Genomic DNA, 17,926 nt, shown 5'->3' on the forward strand with positions numbered 1-17,926 from the left:
TTTGAAGGCAGAGTGTCGATGAGTTTCCGCAATATCTCGTCCTGGTGCATCAAGAACCCGGTTCCGCCGATCGTGCTGTTCATCGGCCTGATGCTGGCCGGCCTGGTCACGTTCGCGCGGATGGAAGTGAACAATAATCCGGACATCGACTTTCCGGCCGCGTCGATCGACATCGCCCAGCCGGGCGCAGCGCCGACCGAAATGGAAAACCAGATCACGCAGAAGGTCGAAGCCGCCGCGCGATCGGTCACCGGCGTGGACGAGATCAATTCGACCGTCCGCGAAGGCAGCAGCAACACCTTCGTCCAGTTCAAGATCGGCACGCCCACCGACCGCGCGGTGAACGACCTGCGCGACGCGATCACCCAGATCCGCGGCGACCTGCCCGACGGCATTCTGGAACCGCAGATCAGCCGCGTCGACATTGCCGGCGACCCGATCCTGTTCGTGGCGGCCCAGACCACCGACATGACGCTGGAAGAGCTCAGCTGGTACATCGACAACAAGGTCAACCGCCGCCTGCTCGGCGTGTCGGGGGTCGCCGCGGTCAGCCGCGAGGGCGGCGTCGATCGCCAGATCCGCGTCGTGCTTGATCCGGCCGCGCTGCAGGCCCAGGGCATCACCGCAGCGCAGGTCAACCAGCAGCTGCGCCAGACCAACCTCAACGCTGCCGGCGGCCGCGCCGAAGTGGCTGGGTCGGAACAGTCGGTGCGCGTGCTCGGCAATGCCAAGACGGCCTACGACCTGTCGCAGACGCAGATCGTAGTTCCGGGTGGCCGTGTCGTCCGGCTGGCCGACCTTGGCCAGGTCAAGGACGCCTATTCGGAACAGCGCACGCTGGCCAAGATGAACGGCCGCCAGGTGATCAGCTTCAATGTCCAGCGGTCGAAGGGCTCGTCCGAAGTGACGACCTATGACGACGCTTGGAAGGAACTGCACAAGATCGAAAAGGAAGACCCGCGGGTTAAGTTCGTCGAGATCGTCAACCAGGTCGCCTACACCAAGGATCAATATAAGTCGGCGATGGAAGGCCTCGTCGAAGGCGCGGTGCTGGCGGTTCTGGTCGTCTTCCTGTTCCTGCGCGATTTCCGCGCGACCGCCATTTCGGCCGTCGCCATCCCGCTGTCGGCCATCCCGGCCTTCTATTTCATGGGCCTGATGGGGATTACCCTGAACGGCCTGTCGCTGCTGGCGCTGAGCCTCGTCGCGGGCGTGCTGGTCGACGATGCGATCGTGGAAATCGAAAACATCGTGCGCCACATGCGCATGGGCAAGACCGCCTATCAGGCGGCGATGGACGCGGCCGACGAAATCGGGCTGGCGGTCGTCGCCACCACCATGTCGATCGTCGCGGTGTTCCTGCCGGTCGCGCTGATGCCCGGCATTTCGGGCCAGTTCTTCAAGGCGTTCGGCTTCACCGTCGTCATTTCGGTGCTGATGAGCCTGTTCGTGGCGCGCATGATCACCCCGCTGATCGCGGCTTATTTCCTGAAGTCGCACGGCGTCCAGGAACATGCGTCGGGCAAGGCGATGGACAAATATCTGTCGATCCTGAAGTGGAGCCTCGATACGTCGAAGGCGGAAAGCTATCGCGCCCGCAACCCCGGCAAGTGGAACGCCGTCAAGTCGATGTTCCGCGACCACCGCATGGCAATGGTCGGTATCGGCACCGGTGCCTTCCTGCTGCAGATCGTGCTGTTCGCAACCCTGTCGATGTCGTTCCAGCCGCCGCTGAACCTCGACTTCTCGAGCGTCCGGATCGGCATGCCGCCGGGTGCGACGCTGGAACAGACGGCGGCGGTTGCCGACCGCGCGGCCTCGATCATCGAAAAGGACCCGAACGTCGAACGCGTGTTCCAGCGCGTCTATGTCGGCGCCGGCTTCCTCAACATCGTGCTGAAGGAAGATCGCAGCGTCACCTCGACCGAGTTCGAGCGCAGCCTGACCCCGCAGCTGTCGTCGATTCCCGACGCGCGCGTCAATTTCCAGAGCCAGGGCGGCGGCGGACCGGGCGGCGGCGGGCGCGACATCGTGCTTTACCTCGGCAGCGACAATCCCGACCTGCTCAGCGAAACCGCCAACAAGATCGCCGCCGAAATGTCGGGGATGAAGGAACTGGTCGCACCGCGCGCCATGGGCGACAACGTCCGGCCGGAAATCGTCATCAAGCCGCGCTTCGACCTGGCCGCCGACCTTGGCGTCACCACGGCGGCGCTTAGCCAGACCATCCGCATCGCGACGCTGGGCGATATCGCCCAGAACAGCGCCAAATTCTCGCTCAGCGATCGCCAGGTGCCGATCACCGTGTCGCTGGCGGAAAGCGCGCGGCGCGACATTGCGACGCTGGAAAACCTGCCGGTGCCGACGACCAAGGGTCCGTCGGTCCCGCTGAAGGCGGTCGCGGACATCAGCTTCGGTTCGGGCCCGACCACCGTCCAGCGATCGAACCAGATCCGCCGTATCGCGGTCGGTGCCGACCTGGCGCCGGGCCTGGTGTCGGGCGACGTCTGGCCAAAGATCAACAACCTCCCGACCGTGAAGAAGCTGCCCGACGGCGTGCAGAAGCTCGAACTGGGCGACAGCAAATGGCAGGCCGAACTGCTGTTCTACTTCTTCATCGCGCTGGCGTCGGGCGTGATGCTGGTGTTCGCGGTGCTGGTGCTGCTGTATCGCCGCTTCCTGTCGCCGCTGGTCAACATGGGTTCGCTGCTGCTGGCGCCGCTGGGGGCCGCGGTCGGCCTCCATATCGCCGGCCAGCCGCTGTCGCTGCCCGTGTTCATCGGCATCCTGATGCTGTTCGGCATCGTCGCCAAAAACTCGATCCTGCTGGTCGATTTCGCGGTCGAGATGATCGAACATGGCATGACCAAGAACGAGGCGATCTACGAAGCCGGCCACAAGCGCGCCCAGCCGATCGTGATGACCACGGTTGCGATGGTCGCGGGCATGGTGCCGATCGCCCTGTCGCTGACCGGCGATGGCAGCTGGCGCGCACCGATGGGCGTGACGGTGATCGGCGGCCTGTTGTTCTCGACCATGCTGACGCTGCTGCTGGTGCCGGCCTATTTCTCGATCGCGATCGATCTGGAACGGGCGATCGGCAAGCGCTTCCGCAAGCTCATCGACAACGGCGAAGAGCATCGGCCGATGGAAGGTCCCGTCCCGCAACCGGCGGAGTGACAAGCGCGTCAGTGCGGCTAGAGTGGCGGCGATGACCTCGCCGCCACCGCTGTCCCGGTTCAACCCTGCCCAGCCCGGTGCGGCCGGCATGAAGGCCGCAGCCACCGGCCTGCTGGTCCTGATGGCGGCGGTGTTTTTCGCGGCGCGCCATTATGAAGGACTCCACCCGGCTGTCGGCTATGTGAAGGCCTTTGCCGAAGCGGCGATGGTCGGTGGCCTCGCCGACTGGTTCGCGGTGACGGCACTGTTTCGCCACCCGCTGGGCCTGCCGATCCCGCACACCGCGATCATCCCCCGGAACAAGGACCGCATCGGCGAAGCGCTGGCCAATTTCCTGCAGACCAACTTCCTGATCGCGCCGGTCGTCGCGCGGCGGATGCGCAATATAGACCTCGCCGGAGCGGCGGGACGCTTCCTGCAGGCACCTCAGGGACAGGAAACCCGCATTCGCCAGGGCGCCAGCCGCCTGATCGCCGATCTGTTCGAAAGCCTCGACGACGAGCGACTGGGCGGCCTCGTCAAAACCTCGGTCGCCAATCGCATCCGCAAGATGGAGGTTGCGCCGCTGCTCGGCCATGCGCTCGCCAGCGCGATCAACGAGGACCGCCACGTCCCGATGCTCGAAGCGACGATCCGCTGGACCGCGCGCGCACTCGACGCCAACGAAGAGCTGATCCGCGAAATGGTCAAGAAGCGGGTCAACTGGGTCCTGAAACTGGCCGGGCTCGACGAGAAAATGTCGGACTCGGTGGTCAATGGCCTTCGCAAGCTGACCGTGGACATGCAGACCGAACCGGCCCACCCGGTGCGGATCAAGATCGAAGAGGCGCTCGCACAGCTCGCCAACGACCTGCAGACCAAGCCCGAAACGCGGGCCAAGGTCGAGGAGATGAAGGAGCAGCTGCTCGACAACCGATCGGTGTCGCTGTGGCTCGACACGCTCTGGCAGAAGGGGCGCGAGGCGATCATCCGCGCCGCGCGCAACCCCGACGCGGCAATGGCCGGAAAGCTTGGTGAAGTGCTGCAGTCGATGGGCCAGAGCCTTGAAAAGGACGCGCGGATGAAGCGCGCGATCAACCAGTTCGCCCGCCGCGCGGTCGCCGGCATGGCCGCCAGCTACGGCAGTTCGATCGTCAAGCTGGTCAGCGAAACGGTGCGTGGGTGGGATGCGCAGACGATTACCGACCGACTAGAAAACGCCGTCGGCCGCGACCTCCAATATATCCGCATCAACGGCACGCTGGTCGGCGGGACGGTCGGCGTCTTGCTGCACGCGTTGGACGCACTTTAGGCCTGGCCGATTCCTCGCCACCGTAACGGGTTTGGCAATTCGTCACCGGAAAAGTCGACATGAAGCACCCGCCGGCGTCGGCCCGAACGGTTCGGGCCTGATGAGTGGAGAATTGCCGTCGCGTAGAGCCATGCATCTCCTTGGCCGGCATGGCATTCTTGAACCGCACTAGCGCTGACCACCCGCTCGATGTCCGCTTCTGCAATCTTGCCAAGACGATGCGACCCCTCCGCGACGAGCAACGGGCCATTGTCCCGATCGACTGGATCAAGGTGGATGCGCGCCGTGACCATCCTTTCGATCAACGCGAAAGGCGGCTCAACATGAATGGTGCCGGCCTTGATCGACCATGGACCGTAGCCAGGCACGTCATGCCGCTCGGCGACTGCAATCGTACGGTCTTGATGCCACGCCAAAACCCAATTCAACGACTTCGTTTTATCGAACAAAATCGCGCGAACCGGGCGGGCAGGTCGTCCCAGCCTTTCGCTCACCAGACTATTCAGCGACGAGGACCGAAGCCACCAGTCCAGAGCCGGCGTGTCGGTAAGACGATGCCCTGGGCTAGGGTCTTGTGGATCGGGTAGCAAACTCGAAAGTCGATCGATTTCGGGCCGTCCGAAGAGGGCCGAAACATGTTCCCAGCCGCCCGTTTCCAGCGTCATCGGGGCATCTTAGCCGCCGCTGACGCGCTCGATCGTCGCGCCGACGGCGGAGAGCTTTTCTTCGAGCCGCTCATAGCCGCGGTCGAGGTGGTAGACGCGCATGACTTCGGTCTCGCCTTCGGCGGCGAGGCCGGCGAGGATGAGGCTCATCGAGGCGCGCAGGTCTGTTGCCATGACTTTGGCGCCGGTCAGCTTGGCATTGCCCTTGACGATCGCCGAGCGGCCATGGACCTCGATATCCGCGCCCATGCGGCGCAGTTCGGGGACGTGCATGTAGCGGTTCTCGAAGATGGTCTCTTCAAGGAAACTCTGTCCGTCGGCGACGCACAGCATCGCCATGAACTGCGCCTGCATGTCGGTCGGGAAGCCGGGATAAGGCGCGGTCGATACGGCGAGCGGCTTCAGCGACTTGTCGGCGGTAACGCGCATGCCCTTGTCGGTCATTTCGATGACCAGGCCCGCCGCCGCGAGGCCGTTGGTGATCGCCAGCATGTCGGCCGGACGCGCGCCGACCAGTTCGATCGACCCGCCGGTGATGCCCGCCGCGCAGGCGTAGCTGCCCGCTTCGATACGGTCCGGCATGACTTCATAGGTGCAACCGCCAAGCGCCTCGACCCCGTCGATGATGAGGTGCGAGCTGCCGATGCCTTCGATCTTCGCGCCCATCGCGACCAGCAGTTTGCACAGGTCGACGATTTCGGGTTCGCGCGCGGCGTTGAACAATTGCGTGCGACCGGCGGCGAGCGACGCCGCCATCAGCGCATTTTCGGTCGCGCCGACCGACACCACCGGGAAGCTGTAATCGCCGCCAGCAAGACGACCGCCGGGCGCGACGGCCTTCACATAGCCCGCCGCCAGTTCGATCTGCGCGCCCATCGCTTCGAGCGCCTTCAAATGTAGGTCGATCGGACGGTCGCCGATGGCGCAGCCGCCGGGCAGCGACACGGTCGATTCGCCGGCGCGGGCGAGCATCGGGCCCAGCACCAGGATCGACGCGCGCATCTTGCGGACCATATCGTAGGGCGCGACGGTCGAGGCGATCTCGCGCGCTTCGATCGTCATCCGGCGGCCGATCTCGCCCTTCTTCACCGCGGCGACCTTGGTCGATCCGCCCAGCTCGTTGAGCAGGTGCGAGAAATTGTCGACGTCGGCGAGACGCGGAAGGTTGGTCAGCGTCACCTTTTCGCTGGTCAGCAGCGCGCAGGGCAGCAGCGTCAGCGCGCTGTTCTTCGCGCCTGAAATGGGGATTTGACCTTCGAGGCGGTTGCCGCCGGTGATGCGAATGGAGTCCATCTTCGCGCTTTAGCGCAAAGCGCCGGACTCACAAGCGGCTGTCATACGATGTCAGGCCTTCTCCAGCGTGCACTGCAGCGGGTGCTGGTTTTCACGGGCGAAGTCGATCACCTGGCCGACCTTGGTTTCGGCGACTTCGTAGGTGAAGACGCCGCACACCGCGACGCCCTGTTGGTGAACCTGGAGCATGACGCGGGTCGCGTCCTCGATCCCCATTGAGAAGAAACGCTGCAGGACGAGCACGACGAATTCCATCGGCGTATAGTCGTCGTTGAGCATCAGCACCTTGTAGTTGCTGGGCTTCTTGGTCTTGGGACGGGTGCGCGTGACGACGCCGGTCTCGACCTCGTCGAGGCCGTCGCCGCGGCCCGGTTCGTCGGGGCCCATCAGAATCGGCAGTCGCTTGCTCATCATCGTTCCCGAATATGGCATTGGCGAAACGCGCTGCAAGGCGTGACGCTCCCGCCGTCCTGAATTGGGCAAAGAAAAGCGGCCGCCCCGGATGGGGGCGGCCGCCTCACATGGTTACCTTCCAAGAGGGGGAGAGGTTAGGCAACCAGCGTGTTGACGCGCTCGGCGTTGAGGGTCGCGCGGGTCTGGAGCGGTTCGACCGCTTCACCGGCGAGCTTCACCATGCGCTCGGTCAGCTTCGAGCTTTCGGCGACCATGCGGTCGAACGAGGCGCGGGCCAGTTCCGACTGGATCTGGAAGAATTCGGTCGGCGACTTGGCTTCGGCCAGCGTCTTCACCGCGTCCGAGGCCTGTTCGATGCCGTCACGGCCCGACGCAAGCACGTCCTGGCCGATGGTGCGGGCACCCTTGGCCGCGATCTTGCCGGCTTCGACGATGGCTTCGACGTTCGCCTTGGCGACTTCGGTCCACTCTTCGGCGGCCTTCTGCGACTTGGCGACGAATTCCTGACCCTTTTCGTTCGCGTCGGCGAACAGGGTGTTGAACTTGTCAGCGGCCGGAAGCTGGAAACCGGCGAACAGCTGGTTGAAATCATAGGTCATGGTCTTGGTCCCTTCGATCTGTTGAGCGACGGCCGCGCTGGCCGCCTTACGCACGCGCTTCACCGTCTTGGCGGTGCGCTGATTAACTTGCTTCACGGCCTCGACGACCTTGGCCGGCGCCTTCTTGGCGCGGCGGGCGCGAACGACCTTCTTCACCTTGGCGACGGGCGCTTCGACGGCCTTCTCGACCTTCTCGGCAACCGCCTTCACCGGCGCTGCGACGGCTTCCACCACCGCTTCGATCTTTTCTTCCACCTTGGTTTCGTCAGCCACGTGAGAACTCCTTTGCTGCGGTGCAACATAATGCATTGCAGCATCGGTTTCAAGGGATTTTGTTGCGTTGCAGCATGAGACCGATCGGCGGGTTGACGGGCACCCCTCCGCCAAGGCAAGTGCACCTATGGCCGAACCGACCAAATTGCCCGAACATCGCCGCCGCCGCGGCCTCCTCGTCGTTCTCTCCTCGCCGTCGGGTGCGGGTAAGACGACGATCAGCCGCATGCTGATGGCAAGCGACCCAAGCATCACCATGTCGGTCAGCGCGACCACCCGGCCGATGCGCCCCGGCGAGGAGGAAGGCGTCCATTATCATTTCGTCGACGAGGCCGAATTCCAGCGGATGGTCGACGACGAGGAACTGGCCGAATGGGCTTACGTCTTCGACCATCGCTACGGCAGCCCGAAAGAGCCGATCAAGGACGCCTTGAAGGACGGCCGCGACATTTTGTTCGATATCGACTGGCAGGGCACGCAGCAGCTGCGCGGCGCGTTCGGCACCGACCTTGTGCGGATCTTCATCCTGCCGCCGTCGATGGGCGAGTTGGAACGTCGCCTGCGCAGCCGTGCCACCGATAGCGAGGATGTCATCCAAGGTCGCATGCGCCGCGCGGCGGCCGAGATCGGTCACTGGGGCGAATATGACTATGTCCTGATCAACGAGGACATGGACCGCTGCCTCGACGAGGTGAAGGCGATCGTACGGGCCGAACGGTTGAAGCGCGACCGCCAGCCTTACCTCATCCCCTTCGTCCGCGACCTGGTCGAGCGGCCCAACAACTAGAGCAGGTAGAGGAACCGCGCCGCGGCGAGAAAATCGCGGCGGCGATTGTCGAGCGACTTCACGGCTTCGTCGTCGGCACCCCATTGTTCGATCTGCCAGCGATCGTCGAGGCTGACCGCTTCCCACGCGTCTTCCGGCGTCGATGCGCCTTCAAGGATCGCCAGCGCTGCGATCAGCGAACCGCCGATCGTGACCAGCGGCGAAAGGCCGGCGAGCCGAAAGGCGTCGAGAGCCGCCACCTCGTGCGCCAGACGCTTCACCGTCGCATCGGGCTGCTGGACATGCATGATGCCGGTCGAGGTTGCGAAGTCGACATCGTAGCGCCGCCGCGCCCAGTCGATCAGCGCATCCCAATGCTGGGCCTGCTGCGCCACGAGCGCGGCCGGCCCGTCGGCGCGGTAGCAGGTGAGGTCGCTTTCGCCATAAGCGGCGAGGTCGGCTGCGAAACGGTCCTTGGCGGCAGCGACGCGGTCGATCGCGGCGTTGGCAAGGCCCGTCAGCGGCATCGCGCGCGGATCGACGGTTTCAGCGCAATCGCGCCATTCGTCGGCGACCGCTTCGGCCAGCGCCCCGGAGGGAACGACCAGATCGGCGCGTGCCGGTGTTTTCAACCGCCGCCCGTCGAGTTCGACCGCGTAACCGCCATCGACGACTACCGGCGCAGCGTCCTTCCAGAAACGCTTCATTTCTTCTCCATCGCCCGACGGATCAGCGGCGGCGCGATCACCGCATCGAGGACGCCGACCACGGCCAGCAAGCCGCCCACCAGCGGCCACCCGCCCGGCTGCAACAGGTCGGAAAATGCAATCGCCACGCCAAGCAGGAAGGTCGCCAGCCCGATCAGGCGAACGATCGCATAGACCATGAAAATCCGGGCTTCGTCAGGCTGCGCCATCAATTTCTCCCCAACCAGTCGGCCGCGTGCGCCACGACGTCTGCCGGTGTCATGGCCACGCCGTGCGCGCCGGCGTCGATCAACTCTACCGGCTCATGATAGCCCCAGCCCGCGCCGATCGCACCCGCGCCGGCATTGACCGCGCAGCCCATGTCCCAGGCGGTGTCGCCGACGAATATGGTTCGCGAAGCCTCCGCCCCAACATCGGCCATGGCGGCCATTGCCATCGCCGGGTGCGGCTTGGACGGATTGTTGTCTGCCGTCTGCAGGGTCACGAAGCGGCGTTCGAGGCCGTGCAGTTCCAGCACATGGCGGAGCCCGCGCATGCTTTTCCCGGTGGCGACGCCGAGCAGCCAGCCGTCAGCCTCCATCCGGTCGAGCAGGGCGGCAATGCCGTCGAACAGGGGCTCCTCCAACTCGCCCGCGCCTCGCATGGCGAAGAAGGCGTCCTTGTAGGTGGCGGTCAGCGCATCATGGTCCGCGCCGGGCGCGAGTCGCTGCATCGCCTGGTCGAGGCTGAGGCCGATGACCTTCTTCGCTTCCTCGCGCGGCGGGGCGACGAGGCCATGGGCGGCAAAGGCCGCTTCGACCGCACGATGGATGCTGGCGCCGCTGTCGACCAGCGTGCCGTCGCAGTCGAAAATCGCCAGCCGGATCATTTGCGGCGCGGTTTCCTCGCGGGCTTTTCGGGCGTGCTTCCCCCACGCGAACGCCGTTCGCCCTTGCGCGCCTTGCGGTAGGCCTTGGCATGGGCCGCGGTGCGCTTGGCCTTGGTCTCGGGCGACTTCGCCGGGTCGGGATTGTCGAGCGGCAGCATCTCGCCCAGCATCCGGTCGAAGCCCAACGTCGCCAGGCTTTCCTCGAAATGGGCCGGCAGGTCGGCGGTATGGTCGATCGGCTTGCCGTCGGTGCCGTCGATCTTCAGCCGCCGCGCATGGAGGTGCAACTTGCGGCTGATCCCGCCGGTCAGGAAGGCGTCCGCCCCGCCATATTTGGCATCGCCGACGATGGGATGGCCGATCGCCGCCATGTGCGCGCGCAGCTGGTGGGTGCGGCCGGTCAACGGCTGCAGCTCGACCCAGGCGGCGCGGTTGCCGGCGCGTTCGATCAGGCGGTAGCGGGTCTTGGCGGGCAGGCCATTCTCTTCATCGACGTGCATCTTTTCGCCGCCGGTCCCCGGCTGCTTGGCAAGCGGGGCGTCAATCATGCCTTCTTCGCGCGAGGGCACGCCGGTGATCAGCGCCCAATAGACCTTGCGCGCGGTGCGGCCGGAAAATGCCTTGGCGAAATGCGCCGCCGCCTTGGCGGTGCGCGCCACCAGCAACACGCCGCTGGTGTCCTTGTCGAGGCGGTGGACCAGCTTGGGACGCTGTCCTTCGTCGTTGGCGAGGCCATCGAGCAGCCGGTCGAGATGCTGGTTGGTCTTGGTCCCGCCCTGCGTCGCAAGGCCCGGCGGCTTGTTCAGCACATACCAGTCGCGGCCCTTGGCCATCACCATTTCGCGCACGAAGGCTTCTTCGTCCTCGGTCAGGGGTGTGATGATGCGCTTCGGCTTGGCGCCCGGCCCTTCGGCAGGCGCGGCTTCGGCGGGGGGCACGCGCAGCGTCTGCCCCGCTTCGATCCGGTCGCCGGGTGCGACGCGCTTGCCGTCGAGCCGCAGCTGTCCGGTCCGCGCCCAGCGCGACACGATGTTGAAGCTGACATCCGGCAGGTGCCGCTTGAACCAGCGGTCAAGGCGAATGCCGTCATCGTCGTCGGCCACCACGAAGGTGCGGACATTGTCGCTGGAAGTTTGGGCCATGGGCGAGCCCAATAGCGTCAAGCGTCCGCCGACGCCATCGCCCAATAATCAAAGGCCTTTTGCTGAAGCTGGGCGATGAAGCGCTGCGCCTTCGCGCCTTCCCACGGCCCGCGATAGTCGTGGCAGGCCGCGCCACCGACCCACCAGCCTTGGCCGGGGAGGCCGTCCGACTGCCGGACGACCAGAACGGCGAGCTCCGGTTCCCCTCTCGCTTCCGCTTCGGCATCGACCGCGCCCAGCGTCTTGCACAGCGCCCGCATCTTGGGTCGCGAGAAGCCGTAGCCGAGATGTTCGAGCAATTCGGAGTAGGTCAGCGGATGGCCCGCGCTGGCTGCCGCCACCAGATGGGCACGAACCTCTTCGGGGTCACCAATGCTCATTCGGCCGGCTGGTCAGGCACCGGGGTCAGTTCGAACACGTCCAGCTTTGCGCCATCCTTCGGGAAAGGAATGACGAGGCGCCATTTGAACGGTCCGATCCGTTCGAACACACCGGCCATGTCGCGACGCGGGTCCTCGCCATAGGCGCGCGCCTCGTCCTCATTGCCAAGCGCCAACGTGCCGAGGAAGATCAGGCGGTTGGTGCCGCCATTATCGTCCCACAGGCGGCCGGCGGGACGCTGGCTGCCAGTCTGCTTGACGATGGTAAACTGGTCGTCCTGGACCAGCACGTAACAGAAGAAGGGCTTGAACTTCTGGTACGACGGGCCCTTGCCGCCTTCCTTGCCGAGCGTGATCAGGCGGCAACTGTAGCTACCGGGGGTCGGTGCAGGCTTGGTCTCGCCCGCTTTGGGGACCAGCAGCTTTCCTTCGGCATTGAGGTCGGCACGCGACACCACGGCCCGCGCATCGGCCAGCCCGCGCTGCCAGGCTTCGTCGAGCCGGGCGAGGCGCGCCTGGTCGTCGGCGGTGGCAATGCCTTTCCAGACCTGCTCTGCCGTCGGCGGCTCGACCGCGACGACAGGTCGCGGCGCATCCTTCTTGGGGAGCGTGCACGCTCCCAGCGCGAGCAACCCCAACGCCATCGCAATTGATCTCAGACGCAAGGTCGCGACTCCCACAGATTCGCCGGCACGGGGGCGAGGGTGACAAATGCTTCACCGTTATTCAACCAACGTCGGGTTCATCATGACGATTGACTGGGCGCTGAACGGCTCTAGGCGAAGGCCCGGTGAATGCACCGCCAAATCCCACTTCGCTCGATCCGCACCGCACCGCCCGTATCGGTTTCACCTATGGGGTGATCGCCTATGCGTGGTGGGGGATCATGCCGATCTACTTCAAGGCGCTGAAGGCGGTGCCGTCGATCGACATCGTCGCCCACCGGATCGTCTGGTCGCTGCTGGTGCTGGGTGGGTTGCTGACGGCGGTTCGCGGTTGGTCGGCGGTGCGCTCGGCGCTTGGCAATCCCAAGGTTCGCTGGATGTTGTTGCTGTCGTCGGTGCTGATCGGGACCAACTGGCTCTTCTACGTCTATTCGATCAACAGCGGTCATATCCTCGCGGGCAGCCTCGGCTATTATCTCAACCCGCTGGCCAACATCCTGCTTGGCCGCTTCGTCCTGAAGGAACATCTGACCCGGGCGCAGTGGATCGCGGTGGGAATTGCGGCGGCCGGCATCGCCGTACTGGCGGCAGGCGCCTTCACGACGCTTTGGATCAGCCTCACCCTCTGCTTCAGCTTCGCGACCTACGGCCTCATCCGCAAGATGATCGCGGTCGACAGCCTGCCCGGCCTGGCGATCGAGACGGCGATCCTTTTCCCGATCGCTTTTGGATGGCTTGTAATGGGCGGCGCCGAAGGGCGGCCCTTGCTCGGCACCAATAATGTGGAGAGCGGCCTGTTGATCGCGTCGGGCGTCGTGTCGACCGTCCCCTTGCTCTGCTTTACCGCAGCAGCGCGGCGCCTGCGCTATTCAACGGTGGGCATGCTGCAATTCATCGCGCCGACACTGCAGTTCCTTTTGGCGGTGGCCATCTATCGCGAGCCGTTCACGGCCGCACATGGCGTCGCCTTCGGCTGTATCTGGACGGCGCTGGCGATTTACACCACCGCGGTGATCCGCAAGGCGCGCACCGCCGCTTGAAGCGAAACGGCGTCAGGGCCATGTTCGCTTCATGACGAACATCATCTCGATCCTCATTGGCTTGGTAGGCCTGGTCTGTGCGGCCATCGCCTTCATCCCGCTGCTCGGGTGGGCCAATTGGCTCATCATTCCGCTGGCGGTCGTCGGCGCTGGCATCGGTGCGATGTCGGGCAACAAGACAGGCCGGAACCTCAACCTGTTCGTGATCGTCGTTGGCATCGTCCGCCTGATGCTGGGCGGCGGCATTATCTGACGAGTCAGCGCGTTTTCACATACCGGCCGGGCGCGTCCTCGATCGCCTTGAGCTTGCCCTTGCCCGGGATGCGCGCGCCATCGGCCTTGACCATTTTGGGCGCCTGATCGCGCAGCCATCCGATCCAGTCCGGCCACCAGCTGCCTTTGGTTTCTGTTGCGCCCGCGATAAATTCGTCGAGCGTCGCGGCCGGCGCATCATTGGTCCAATATTGATATTTGCCGGCGGACGGCGGGTTCACCACGCCGGCGATATGGCCTGATCCGGCGAGCAGGAACCTTTTCGGGCCCGACAGCACCTTGGTCAATTTCCACACGCTCTTGAGCGGTGCGATATGATCTTCCTTGCCGGCCTGGATGTAGGCGGGCGTCTTGATTGTCGTGAGGTCTATCGGAACCCCCTTCACACTGATGGCGCCCGGCTTCACCAGCAGATTCTCGCGGTAGAGCCGCATCAGATAGTCGCGGTGCCACTGGCCCGGCAGGTTGGTGACGTCCCCGTTCCAGTGCAGCAGGTCGAACGGCGTCGGGTCGTTGCCCATCAGGTAATTGTTGACGACATAATTCCAGATGAGATCGCGGCCGCGCAGCAGGTTGAAGGTCGCCGCCATCACCCGCCCGTCGAGAATGCCGTTTTCGGCGGTCAGCTGCTTCAAGGTCGCGAAGGTGTCGTCGCCGAGGAACAGCTTGAGGTCGCCCGCATCCTCGAAATCGACCTGGGCGGTGAAGAAGGTGACCGACTTGACCTTGTTCGCACGGCCCTTGCCCGCAAGATAGGCGAGCGTTGCGGCCAGCGTCGTCCCGGCCACGCAATAGCCGATGGTATGGACCGCATCGACGCCGAGCAGGTCCTTGACCGTATCGACCGCCCGCTCCTGCGCGCCGACATAATCGTCCATGGTCACGTCGCGGATGCTTTCGTCCGCGCTCTTCCAGCTGACCATGAAGACGGTGACGCCCTGGTCGACCGCCCATTTGACGAAGCTTTTTTCGGGCGTCAGGTCGAGGATATAGAAACGGTTGATCCACGGCGGGAAGATCACCAGCGGCGTTTCGAGCACTTCGTCGGTCGTCGGCGCATATTGGATCAGCTGGAACAGGTCGGTTTCGAACACGACCTTGCCCGGCGTCGTCGCCAGGTTGCGGCCCAGTTCGAAGGCGCCTTCGGGGCTTTGCGTCACCTGCCCGCGCGTGATGTCGCCGAGCATGTTCTTGAGGCCGGACAGAAGGTTTTCGCCCTTCGTCTCCAGCGTGCGCTTCATCACCTCCGGATTGGTCGCGGCGAAATTGGCCGGGCTCATCGCCTCGACGAAGCCGCGCGTCGCGAAACGCAGCCGGTTGCGCGCCTCCTCATCGAGCCCGTCGATTTCCTCGACCGTGCCGAGCAGCTTGTCGGAAATCGCGAGGTAGCCCTGCCGGACCGTGTCGAAGATCGGGTTTTCCTTCCACTCGGGCGACCCGAAGCGGCGGTCCTTGGCCTCGCCCGCGGCGGCGAACTGGCCGAGCATCTGGCTCCACGCCTCCAGACCTTTCGACCAAGCCTCCGCCCCCTGCGCCATCCATTGCATGGGATCGTTGCTGGCGGGCTGCGACAGGCCGAAGCCGGGCATGGTCTTGGCCTTGCCGAGATTCTCGGCCCAGGCCTCCATGATCATCTCGTTGGCGCGGGCCATGACCAGCGCCCAATGCTGCCAGTCCTCGATCCCCGGGATGCTCTTGGTATTATCGTCGGTCATGGCCAGCCTCATAGCGCCGATTGCGCGCGAAAGCGACGTGGGGGTAAGGGGTGACGCGATGATGACTCCGCCCGACATCCCCGCCGACGCGCTGGTCTGGCTAGACTATATCGGCATCGCCGTGTTCGCAGTGTCGGGCGCGCTGGTCGCGGCGGAAAAAAGGCAGACGATGGTCACCTTCATCTTCTTCGCGGTCGCGACCGGCGTTGGCGGCGGCACGCTGCGCGACCTGATGATCGGCGCGCCGGTGTTCTGGGTGCACACCAATTCGACGTTGCTGATCTGCATCGCGGCGGCGACCTTGGTCTGGATGTTGTCCCGCAAGCAGATAGCCGACCGCGCGCTGCTATGGTTCGATGCCATCGGCCTCGCCGCCTACGCAACTTATGGCGCGTCGAAGGCACTCAGCTACGGCGTGTCGCCGGTGCCCGCCTTTGCCATGGGGGTCATTACGGCTTGCGCGGGCGGCGTGATCCGCGACGTGATGGCCAACGAGCCGTCGATCGTGATGCGGCCGGAGCTTTACGTCACCGCCGCGGCCCTGGCATCCGGCCTTTATGTGATCCTGTTCGTCGCCGGCGCGCCGGCCGCACTTGCGGCGCTGGTCGCAGGGCTGATGGGCTTTGCCCTGCGCGGCGCCGCCATCGCTCGCGGCCTGTCGCTACCCGCCTACGATCGCTGATTGTCCGAACAGCCCCCTTGCGGCAGTGCAGCATTTGCCGCCATGAAGCGGCATGTCCGACGATTTCTATCGCATCCAGCGCCTGCCGCCCTACGTGTTCGCCGAAGTGAATGCGATGAAGGCCGCGGCACGCGCACGGGGCGAGGACATCATCGACCTCGGCATGGGCAATCCCGACGGATCGCCGCCGGCGCATGTGATCGACAAGCTAGCCGAAGTCGCCAAGTCGCCCACCGCCCACCGCTACTCCGCGTCGAAGGGGATCAAGGGCCTGAGGAAAGCGCAGGCGGCCTATTACAAGCGCCGCTTCAACGTCGATCTCGATCCCGAAAGCGAGGTCATCGTCACGCTGGGATCGAAGGAAGGGCTCGCCAACTTGGCCCAGGCGATCACCGCGCCAGGGGATGTCGTGCTGACCCCCAACCCCAGCTATCCGATCCACCATTTCGGCTTCATCATCGCCGGCGCAGCGATCCGTTCGATCCCCGCCATCCCCGGCCCGGATTTTTTCGACCGGCTGGAAAAGGCGATGCGCTACACCGTGCCGCGGCCCAAGGTGCTGGTCATCGGCTATCCGTCGAACCCGACCGCCGAGGTCGTCGATCTCGCCTTCTACGAGCAGCTGGTCGCCTTCGCGCGCGAGGCCGGCCTGACCGTCATTTCCGACCTTGCCTATGCCGAAATCTATTTCGGCGACGAGCCGACCCCGTCGATCCTGCAGGTCGAGGGCGCGAAGGATGTCGCGGTCGAGTTCACCTCCATGTCGAAGACCTATTCGATGGCCGGCTGGCGAATGGGCTTTGCGGTCGGCAATGCACGGTTGATCGGTGCGCTGACCCGCGTGAAGAGCTACCTCGACTATGGCGCCTTTACCCCAATCCAGGCGGCGGCGACCGCTGCCTTGAACGGCCCGCAGGACTGCATCGATGCCAATCGCCAACTCTACAAGAAACGGCGCGACGTGATGGTCGAAAGCTTCGGCCGTGCGGGCTGGGCCATTCCGGTTCCCCAAGCGTCGATGTTCGCCTGGGCGCCGATTCCCGAACAGTTTCACAACCTAGGCAGTATGGAATTCGCCAAGAAATTGCTGGTCGAAGCCGGTGTAGCGGTCGCGCCGGGCGTCGGGTTCGGTGAGGAAGGCGAAGGCTATGTGCGCCTTGCGCTGGTCGAGAACGAGCAGCGCCTTCGCCAGGCTGCGCGCGGCATCAAGAAGGTGCTGTCGCGGGGATAGGCCGTTAACCGCGCGGAACCGGCCTTATCGACGAAGCGTTGGCGCGCAACGATGCGCGGCGCGCGGTAATTAACCGTCCGCGTTGTATGGGCGAGCCGGATCGGGCAAGCCCGGACTGACGACCAGTGGGATGGGGTGCAAGATAATGAAATTGCGGACGCTTTTGACTGTGGCCGGCCTGTCGGTCCTGGCAGCCTGCTCGACGCCGACGCGTCCGCCGGTGGTGGCCCAGCCGACCTTTACGCCGCCCGCGACCAATTACCGCTGGACCAACGGCTATTCGGCCAAGGGCTTCGAAGCGATGCACGCGGCGTTCGGCAAGGTCACGCTGGCGCCCGGTGAAAACCATTGGGTCGCCGCGATTCCGGCGGACGGCGACGTCGCCATCACGATCGACATCGCCAACCAGATCGCCTTCGTGTTCAAGGGCGAACAGTTGGTGGGCGTGACCAATGTTTCCACCGGCAAGAAGGGCCACCCGACCCCGCTCGGTTTCTGGACGATCAACTGGAAGCGGCCGATGTATCGCAGCAAGAAGTATGACAATGCGCCGATGCCGTTCATGCAGAACATCGACGACAAGGGCATTGCCATCCATGCCGGCAACACGCCGGGCTATCCCGCCAGCCACGGCTGCATCCGGATGCCGATGGCATTCGCCAAGCAGCTCTACGGGCTGACCAAGGCGGGCAACAAGGTCATTATCGAGGGCTGACGCGGGCCGCCCGGCTCTGCTAGTCAT

19 protein-coding genes are annotated in these 17,926 nt (G+C 64.8%); 8 read left to right on the forward strand and 11 right to left on the reverse strand.

Annotated features, from left to right (window positions below):
- Window positions 1-18 precede the first annotated feature (18 nt).
- Both G570_RS00320 and G570_RS00325 read left to right on the forward strand, forming a co-directional pair.
- Window positions 19-3,180, forward strand: coding sequence for an efflux RND transporter permease subunit (locus tag G570_RS00320; protein ID WP_037497909.1), 3,162 nt, complete (start codon window positions 19-21; stop codon window positions 3,178-3,180).
- Between the two features lie 31 nt (window positions 3,181-3,211).
- Window positions 3,212-4,471: a DUF445 domain-containing protein gene (locus tag G570_RS00325; protein ID WP_037497911.1), complete on the forward strand. Its 1,260-nt coding sequence runs from the start codon at window positions 3,212-3,214 to the stop codon at window positions 4,469-4,471.
- On the opposite strand, the gene G570_RS13295 is transcribed toward G570_RS00325, so the two are convergent.
- The 4 genes from G570_RS13295 to G570_RS00340 all read right to left on the reverse strand — a co-directional run bounded on the left by G570_RS13295 (window position 4,468) and on the right by G570_RS00340 (window position 7,715).
- Entirely contained in the window at window positions 4,468-5,136 is a 669-nt protein-coding gene (locus G570_RS13295; RefSeq protein ID WP_084607391.1) for a phytanoyl-CoA dioxygenase family protein, read from the reverse strand. The two genes, G570_RS00325 and G570_RS13295, sit on opposite strands and share 4 nt — an antisense overlap.
- Window positions 5,137-5,145: 9 nt before the next feature.
- Window positions 5,146-6,429 (reverse strand): UDP-N-acetylglucosamine 1-carboxyvinyltransferase, encoded by a 1,284-nt coding sequence (gene murA / locus G570_RS00330; RefSeq protein WP_037497913.1) that lies wholly within the window; start codon window positions 6,427-6,429, stop codon window positions 5,146-5,148.
- Window positions 6,430-6,480: 51 nt separating this feature from the next.
- Entirely contained in the window at window positions 6,481-6,816 is a 336-nt protein-coding gene (gene clpS, locus G570_RS00335; RefSeq protein ID WP_051504462.1) for an ATP-dependent Clp protease adapter ClpS, read from the reverse strand.
- A 161-nt stretch (window positions 6,817-6,977) separates the two neighbouring features.
- On the reverse strand, window positions 6,978-7,715 hold the full coding sequence (locus tag G570_RS00340; protein WP_051503888.1) for a phasin family protein: 738 nt from the start codon (window positions 7,713-7,715) through the stop codon (window positions 6,978-6,980).
- 127 nt (window positions 7,716-7,842) lie between these two features.
- On the opposite strand from G570_RS00340, the gene gmk reads away from it, so the two are divergent.
- Window positions 7,843-8,502 carry a guanylate kinase gene (gene gmk / locus G570_RS00345; RefSeq protein WP_037497916.1) on the forward strand — a complete coding sequence of 220 codons (660 nt, stop codon included), beginning with the start codon at window positions 7,843-7,845 and terminating at the stop codon, window positions 8,500-8,502.
- Here gmk and G570_RS00350 read toward each other — a convergent pair.
- Genes G570_RS00350 through G570_RS00375 form a run of 6 tightly spaced genes read right to left on the reverse strand, consistent with a single transcriptional unit; the run spans window position 8,499 to window position 12,222 of the window.
- Window positions 8,499-9,188 (reverse strand): ATP12 family chaperone protein, encoded by a 690-nt coding sequence (locus tag G570_RS00350; RefSeq protein ID WP_037497918.1) that lies wholly within the window; start codon window positions 9,186-9,188, stop codon window positions 8,499-8,501. The genes gmk and G570_RS00350 overlap by 4 nt on opposite strands.
- Window positions 9,185-9,397 carry a hypothetical protein gene (locus G570_RS00355; protein ID WP_037497921.1) on the reverse strand — a complete coding sequence of 71 codons (213 nt, stop codon included), beginning with the start codon at window positions 9,395-9,397 and terminating at the stop codon, window positions 9,185-9,187. The genes G570_RS00350 and G570_RS00355 overlap by 4 nt, the downstream gene beginning before the upstream one ends.
- Window positions 9,397-10,056, reverse strand: a complete 660-nt coding sequence (locus tag G570_RS00360; protein WP_037497924.1) for an HAD-IA family hydrolase — start codon at window positions 10,054-10,056, stop codon at window positions 9,397-9,399. Before G570_RS00360 ends, G570_RS00355 begins: the two co-directional genes overlap by 1 nt.
- Window positions 10,053-11,198 carry an RluA family pseudouridine synthase gene (locus tag G570_RS00365; protein ID WP_051504464.1) on the reverse strand — a complete coding sequence of 382 codons (1,146 nt, stop codon included), beginning with the start codon at window positions 11,196-11,198 and terminating at the stop codon, window positions 10,053-10,055. Before G570_RS00365 ends, G570_RS00360 begins: the two co-directional genes overlap by 4 nt.
- Window positions 11,199-11,215: 17 nt before the next feature.
- Window positions 11,216-11,578 (reverse strand): hypothetical protein, encoded by a 363-nt coding sequence (locus tag G570_RS00370; RefSeq protein ID WP_037497927.1) that lies wholly within the window; start codon window positions 11,576-11,578, stop codon window positions 11,216-11,218.
- Window positions 11,575-12,222: a DUF4893 domain-containing protein gene (locus G570_RS00375; RefSeq protein ID WP_051503889.1), complete on the reverse strand. Its 648-nt coding sequence runs from the start codon at window positions 12,220-12,222 to the stop codon at window positions 11,575-11,577. Before G570_RS00375 ends, G570_RS00370 begins: the two co-directional genes overlap by 4 nt.
- A 146-nt stretch (window positions 12,223-12,368) precedes the next feature.
- Between G570_RS00375 and rarD the strand changes: the two genes are divergently transcribed.
- Both rarD and G570_RS00385 read left to right on the forward strand, forming a co-directional pair.
- Window positions 12,369-13,283, forward strand: a complete 915-nt coding sequence (gene rarD / locus G570_RS00380; RefSeq protein ID WP_084607395.1) for an EamA family transporter RarD — start codon at window positions 12,369-12,371, stop codon at window positions 13,281-13,283.
- Window positions 13,284-13,314: 31 nt separating this feature from the next.
- Window positions 13,315-13,536, forward strand: coding sequence for a hypothetical protein (locus G570_RS00385; RefSeq protein WP_037497929.1), 222 nt, complete (start codon window positions 13,315-13,317; stop codon window positions 13,534-13,536).
- A gap of 4 nt (window positions 13,537-13,540) precedes the next feature.
- Here the strand turns inward: G570_RS00385 and G570_RS00390 are convergent, their stop codons facing one another.
- A complete protein-coding gene (locus G570_RS00390) occupies window positions 13,541-15,271 on the reverse strand; it encodes a PHA/PHB synthase family protein (protein ID WP_037497938.1) in 1,731 nt (576 codons plus the stop codon).
- Between the two features lie 61 nt (window positions 15,272-15,332).
- Between G570_RS00390 and G570_RS00395 the strand changes: the two genes are divergently transcribed.
- The 3 genes from G570_RS00395 (at window position 15,333) to G570_RS00405 (ending at window position 17,899) form a co-directional block, all read left to right on the forward strand.
- A complete protein-coding gene (locus G570_RS00395) occupies window positions 15,333-15,953 on the forward strand; it encodes a trimeric intracellular cation channel family protein (protein WP_037503211.1) in 621 nt (206 codons plus the stop codon).
- Between the two features lie 52 nt (window positions 15,954-16,005).
- Entirely contained in the window at window positions 16,006-17,184 is a 1,179-nt protein-coding gene (locus G570_RS00400; protein ID WP_037497941.1) for an LL-diaminopimelate aminotransferase, read from the forward strand.
- A 145-nt stretch (window positions 17,185-17,329) separates the two neighbouring features.
- Window positions 17,330-17,899, forward strand: coding sequence for a L,D-transpeptidase family protein (locus G570_RS00405; RefSeq protein WP_169731712.1), 570 nt, complete (start codon window positions 17,330-17,332; stop codon window positions 17,897-17,899).
- Window positions 17,900-17,926: the final 27 nt, after the last annotated feature.

It is taken from the genome of Sphingomonas jaspsi DSM 18422 (assembly GCF_000585415.1).
GTDB classification, from domain to species: Bacteria; Pseudomonadota; Alphaproteobacteria; order Sphingomonadales; family Sphingomonadaceae; genus Sphingomicrobium; species Sphingomicrobium jaspsi.

What these genes read in the sequence shown, in the direction of transcription:
- G570_RS00320 (WP_037497909.1), top strand. Translation starts at nt 19, where the DNA reads ATGAGTTTCCGCAATATCTCGTCCTGGTGCATCAAGAACCCGGTTCCG.
- G570_RS00325 (WP_037497911.1), top strand. Translation starts at nt 3,212, where the DNA reads ATGACCTCGCCGCCACCGCTGTCCCGGTTCAACCCTGCCCAGCCCGGT.
- G570_RS13295 (WP_084607391.1), bottom strand. Translation starts at nt 5,136, where the DNA reads ATGACGCTGGAAACGGGCGGCTGGGAACATGTTTCGGCCCTCTTCGGA.
- murA (WP_037497913.1), bottom strand. Translation starts at nt 6,429, where the DNA reads ATGGACTCCATTCGCATCACCGGCGGCAACCGCCTCGAAGGTCAAATC.
- clpS (WP_051504462.1), bottom strand. Translation starts at nt 6,816, where the DNA reads ATGGGCCCCGACGAACCGGGCCGCGGCGACGGCCTCGACGAGGTCGAG.
- gmk (WP_037497916.1), top strand. Translation starts at nt 7,843, where the DNA reads ATGGCCGAACCGACCAAATTGCCCGAACATCGCCGCCGCCGCGGCCTC.
- G570_RS00350 (WP_037497918.1), bottom strand. Translation starts at nt 9,188, where the DNA reads ATGAAGCGTTTCTGGAAGGACGCTGCGCCGGTAGTCGTCGATGGCGGT.
- G570_RS00355 (WP_037497921.1), bottom strand. Translation starts at nt 9,397, where the DNA reads ATGGCGCAGCCTGACGAAGCCCGGATTTTCATGGTCTATGCGATCGTT.
- G570_RS00360 (WP_037497924.1), bottom strand. Translation starts at nt 10,056, where the DNA reads ATGATCCGGCTGGCGATTTTCGACTGCGACGGCACGCTGGTCGACAGC.
- G570_RS00365 (WP_051504464.1), bottom strand. Translation starts at nt 11,198, where the DNA reads ATGGCCCAAACTTCCAGCGACAATGTCCGCACCTTCGTGGTGGCCGAC.
- G570_RS00370 (WP_037497927.1), bottom strand. Translation starts at nt 11,578, where the DNA reads ATGAGCATTGGTGACCCCGAAGAGGTTCGTGCCCATCTGGTGGCGGCA.
- G570_RS00375 (WP_051503889.1), bottom strand. Translation starts at nt 12,222, where the DNA reads ATGGCGTTGGGGTTGCTCGCGCTGGGAGCGTGCACGCTCCCCAAGAAG.
- G570_RS00385 (WP_037497929.1), top strand. Translation starts at nt 13,315, where the DNA reads ATGACGAACATCATCTCGATCCTCATTGGCTTGGTAGGCCTGGTCTGT.
- G570_RS00390 (WP_037497938.1), bottom strand. Translation starts at nt 15,271, where the DNA reads ATGACCGACGATAATACCAAGAGCATCCCGGGGATCGAGGACTGGCAG.
- G570_RS00395 (WP_037503211.1), top strand. Translation starts at nt 15,333, where the DNA reads ATGACTCCGCCCGACATCCCCGCCGACGCGCTGGTCTGGCTAGACTAT.
- G570_RS00400 (WP_037497941.1), top strand. Translation starts at nt 16,006, where the DNA reads ATGTCCGACGATTTCTATCGCATCCAGCGCCTGCCGCCCTACGTGTTC.
- G570_RS00405 (WP_169731712.1), top strand. Translation starts at nt 17,330, where the DNA reads ATGAAATTGCGGACGCTTTTGACTGTGGCCGGCCTGTCGGTCCTGGCA.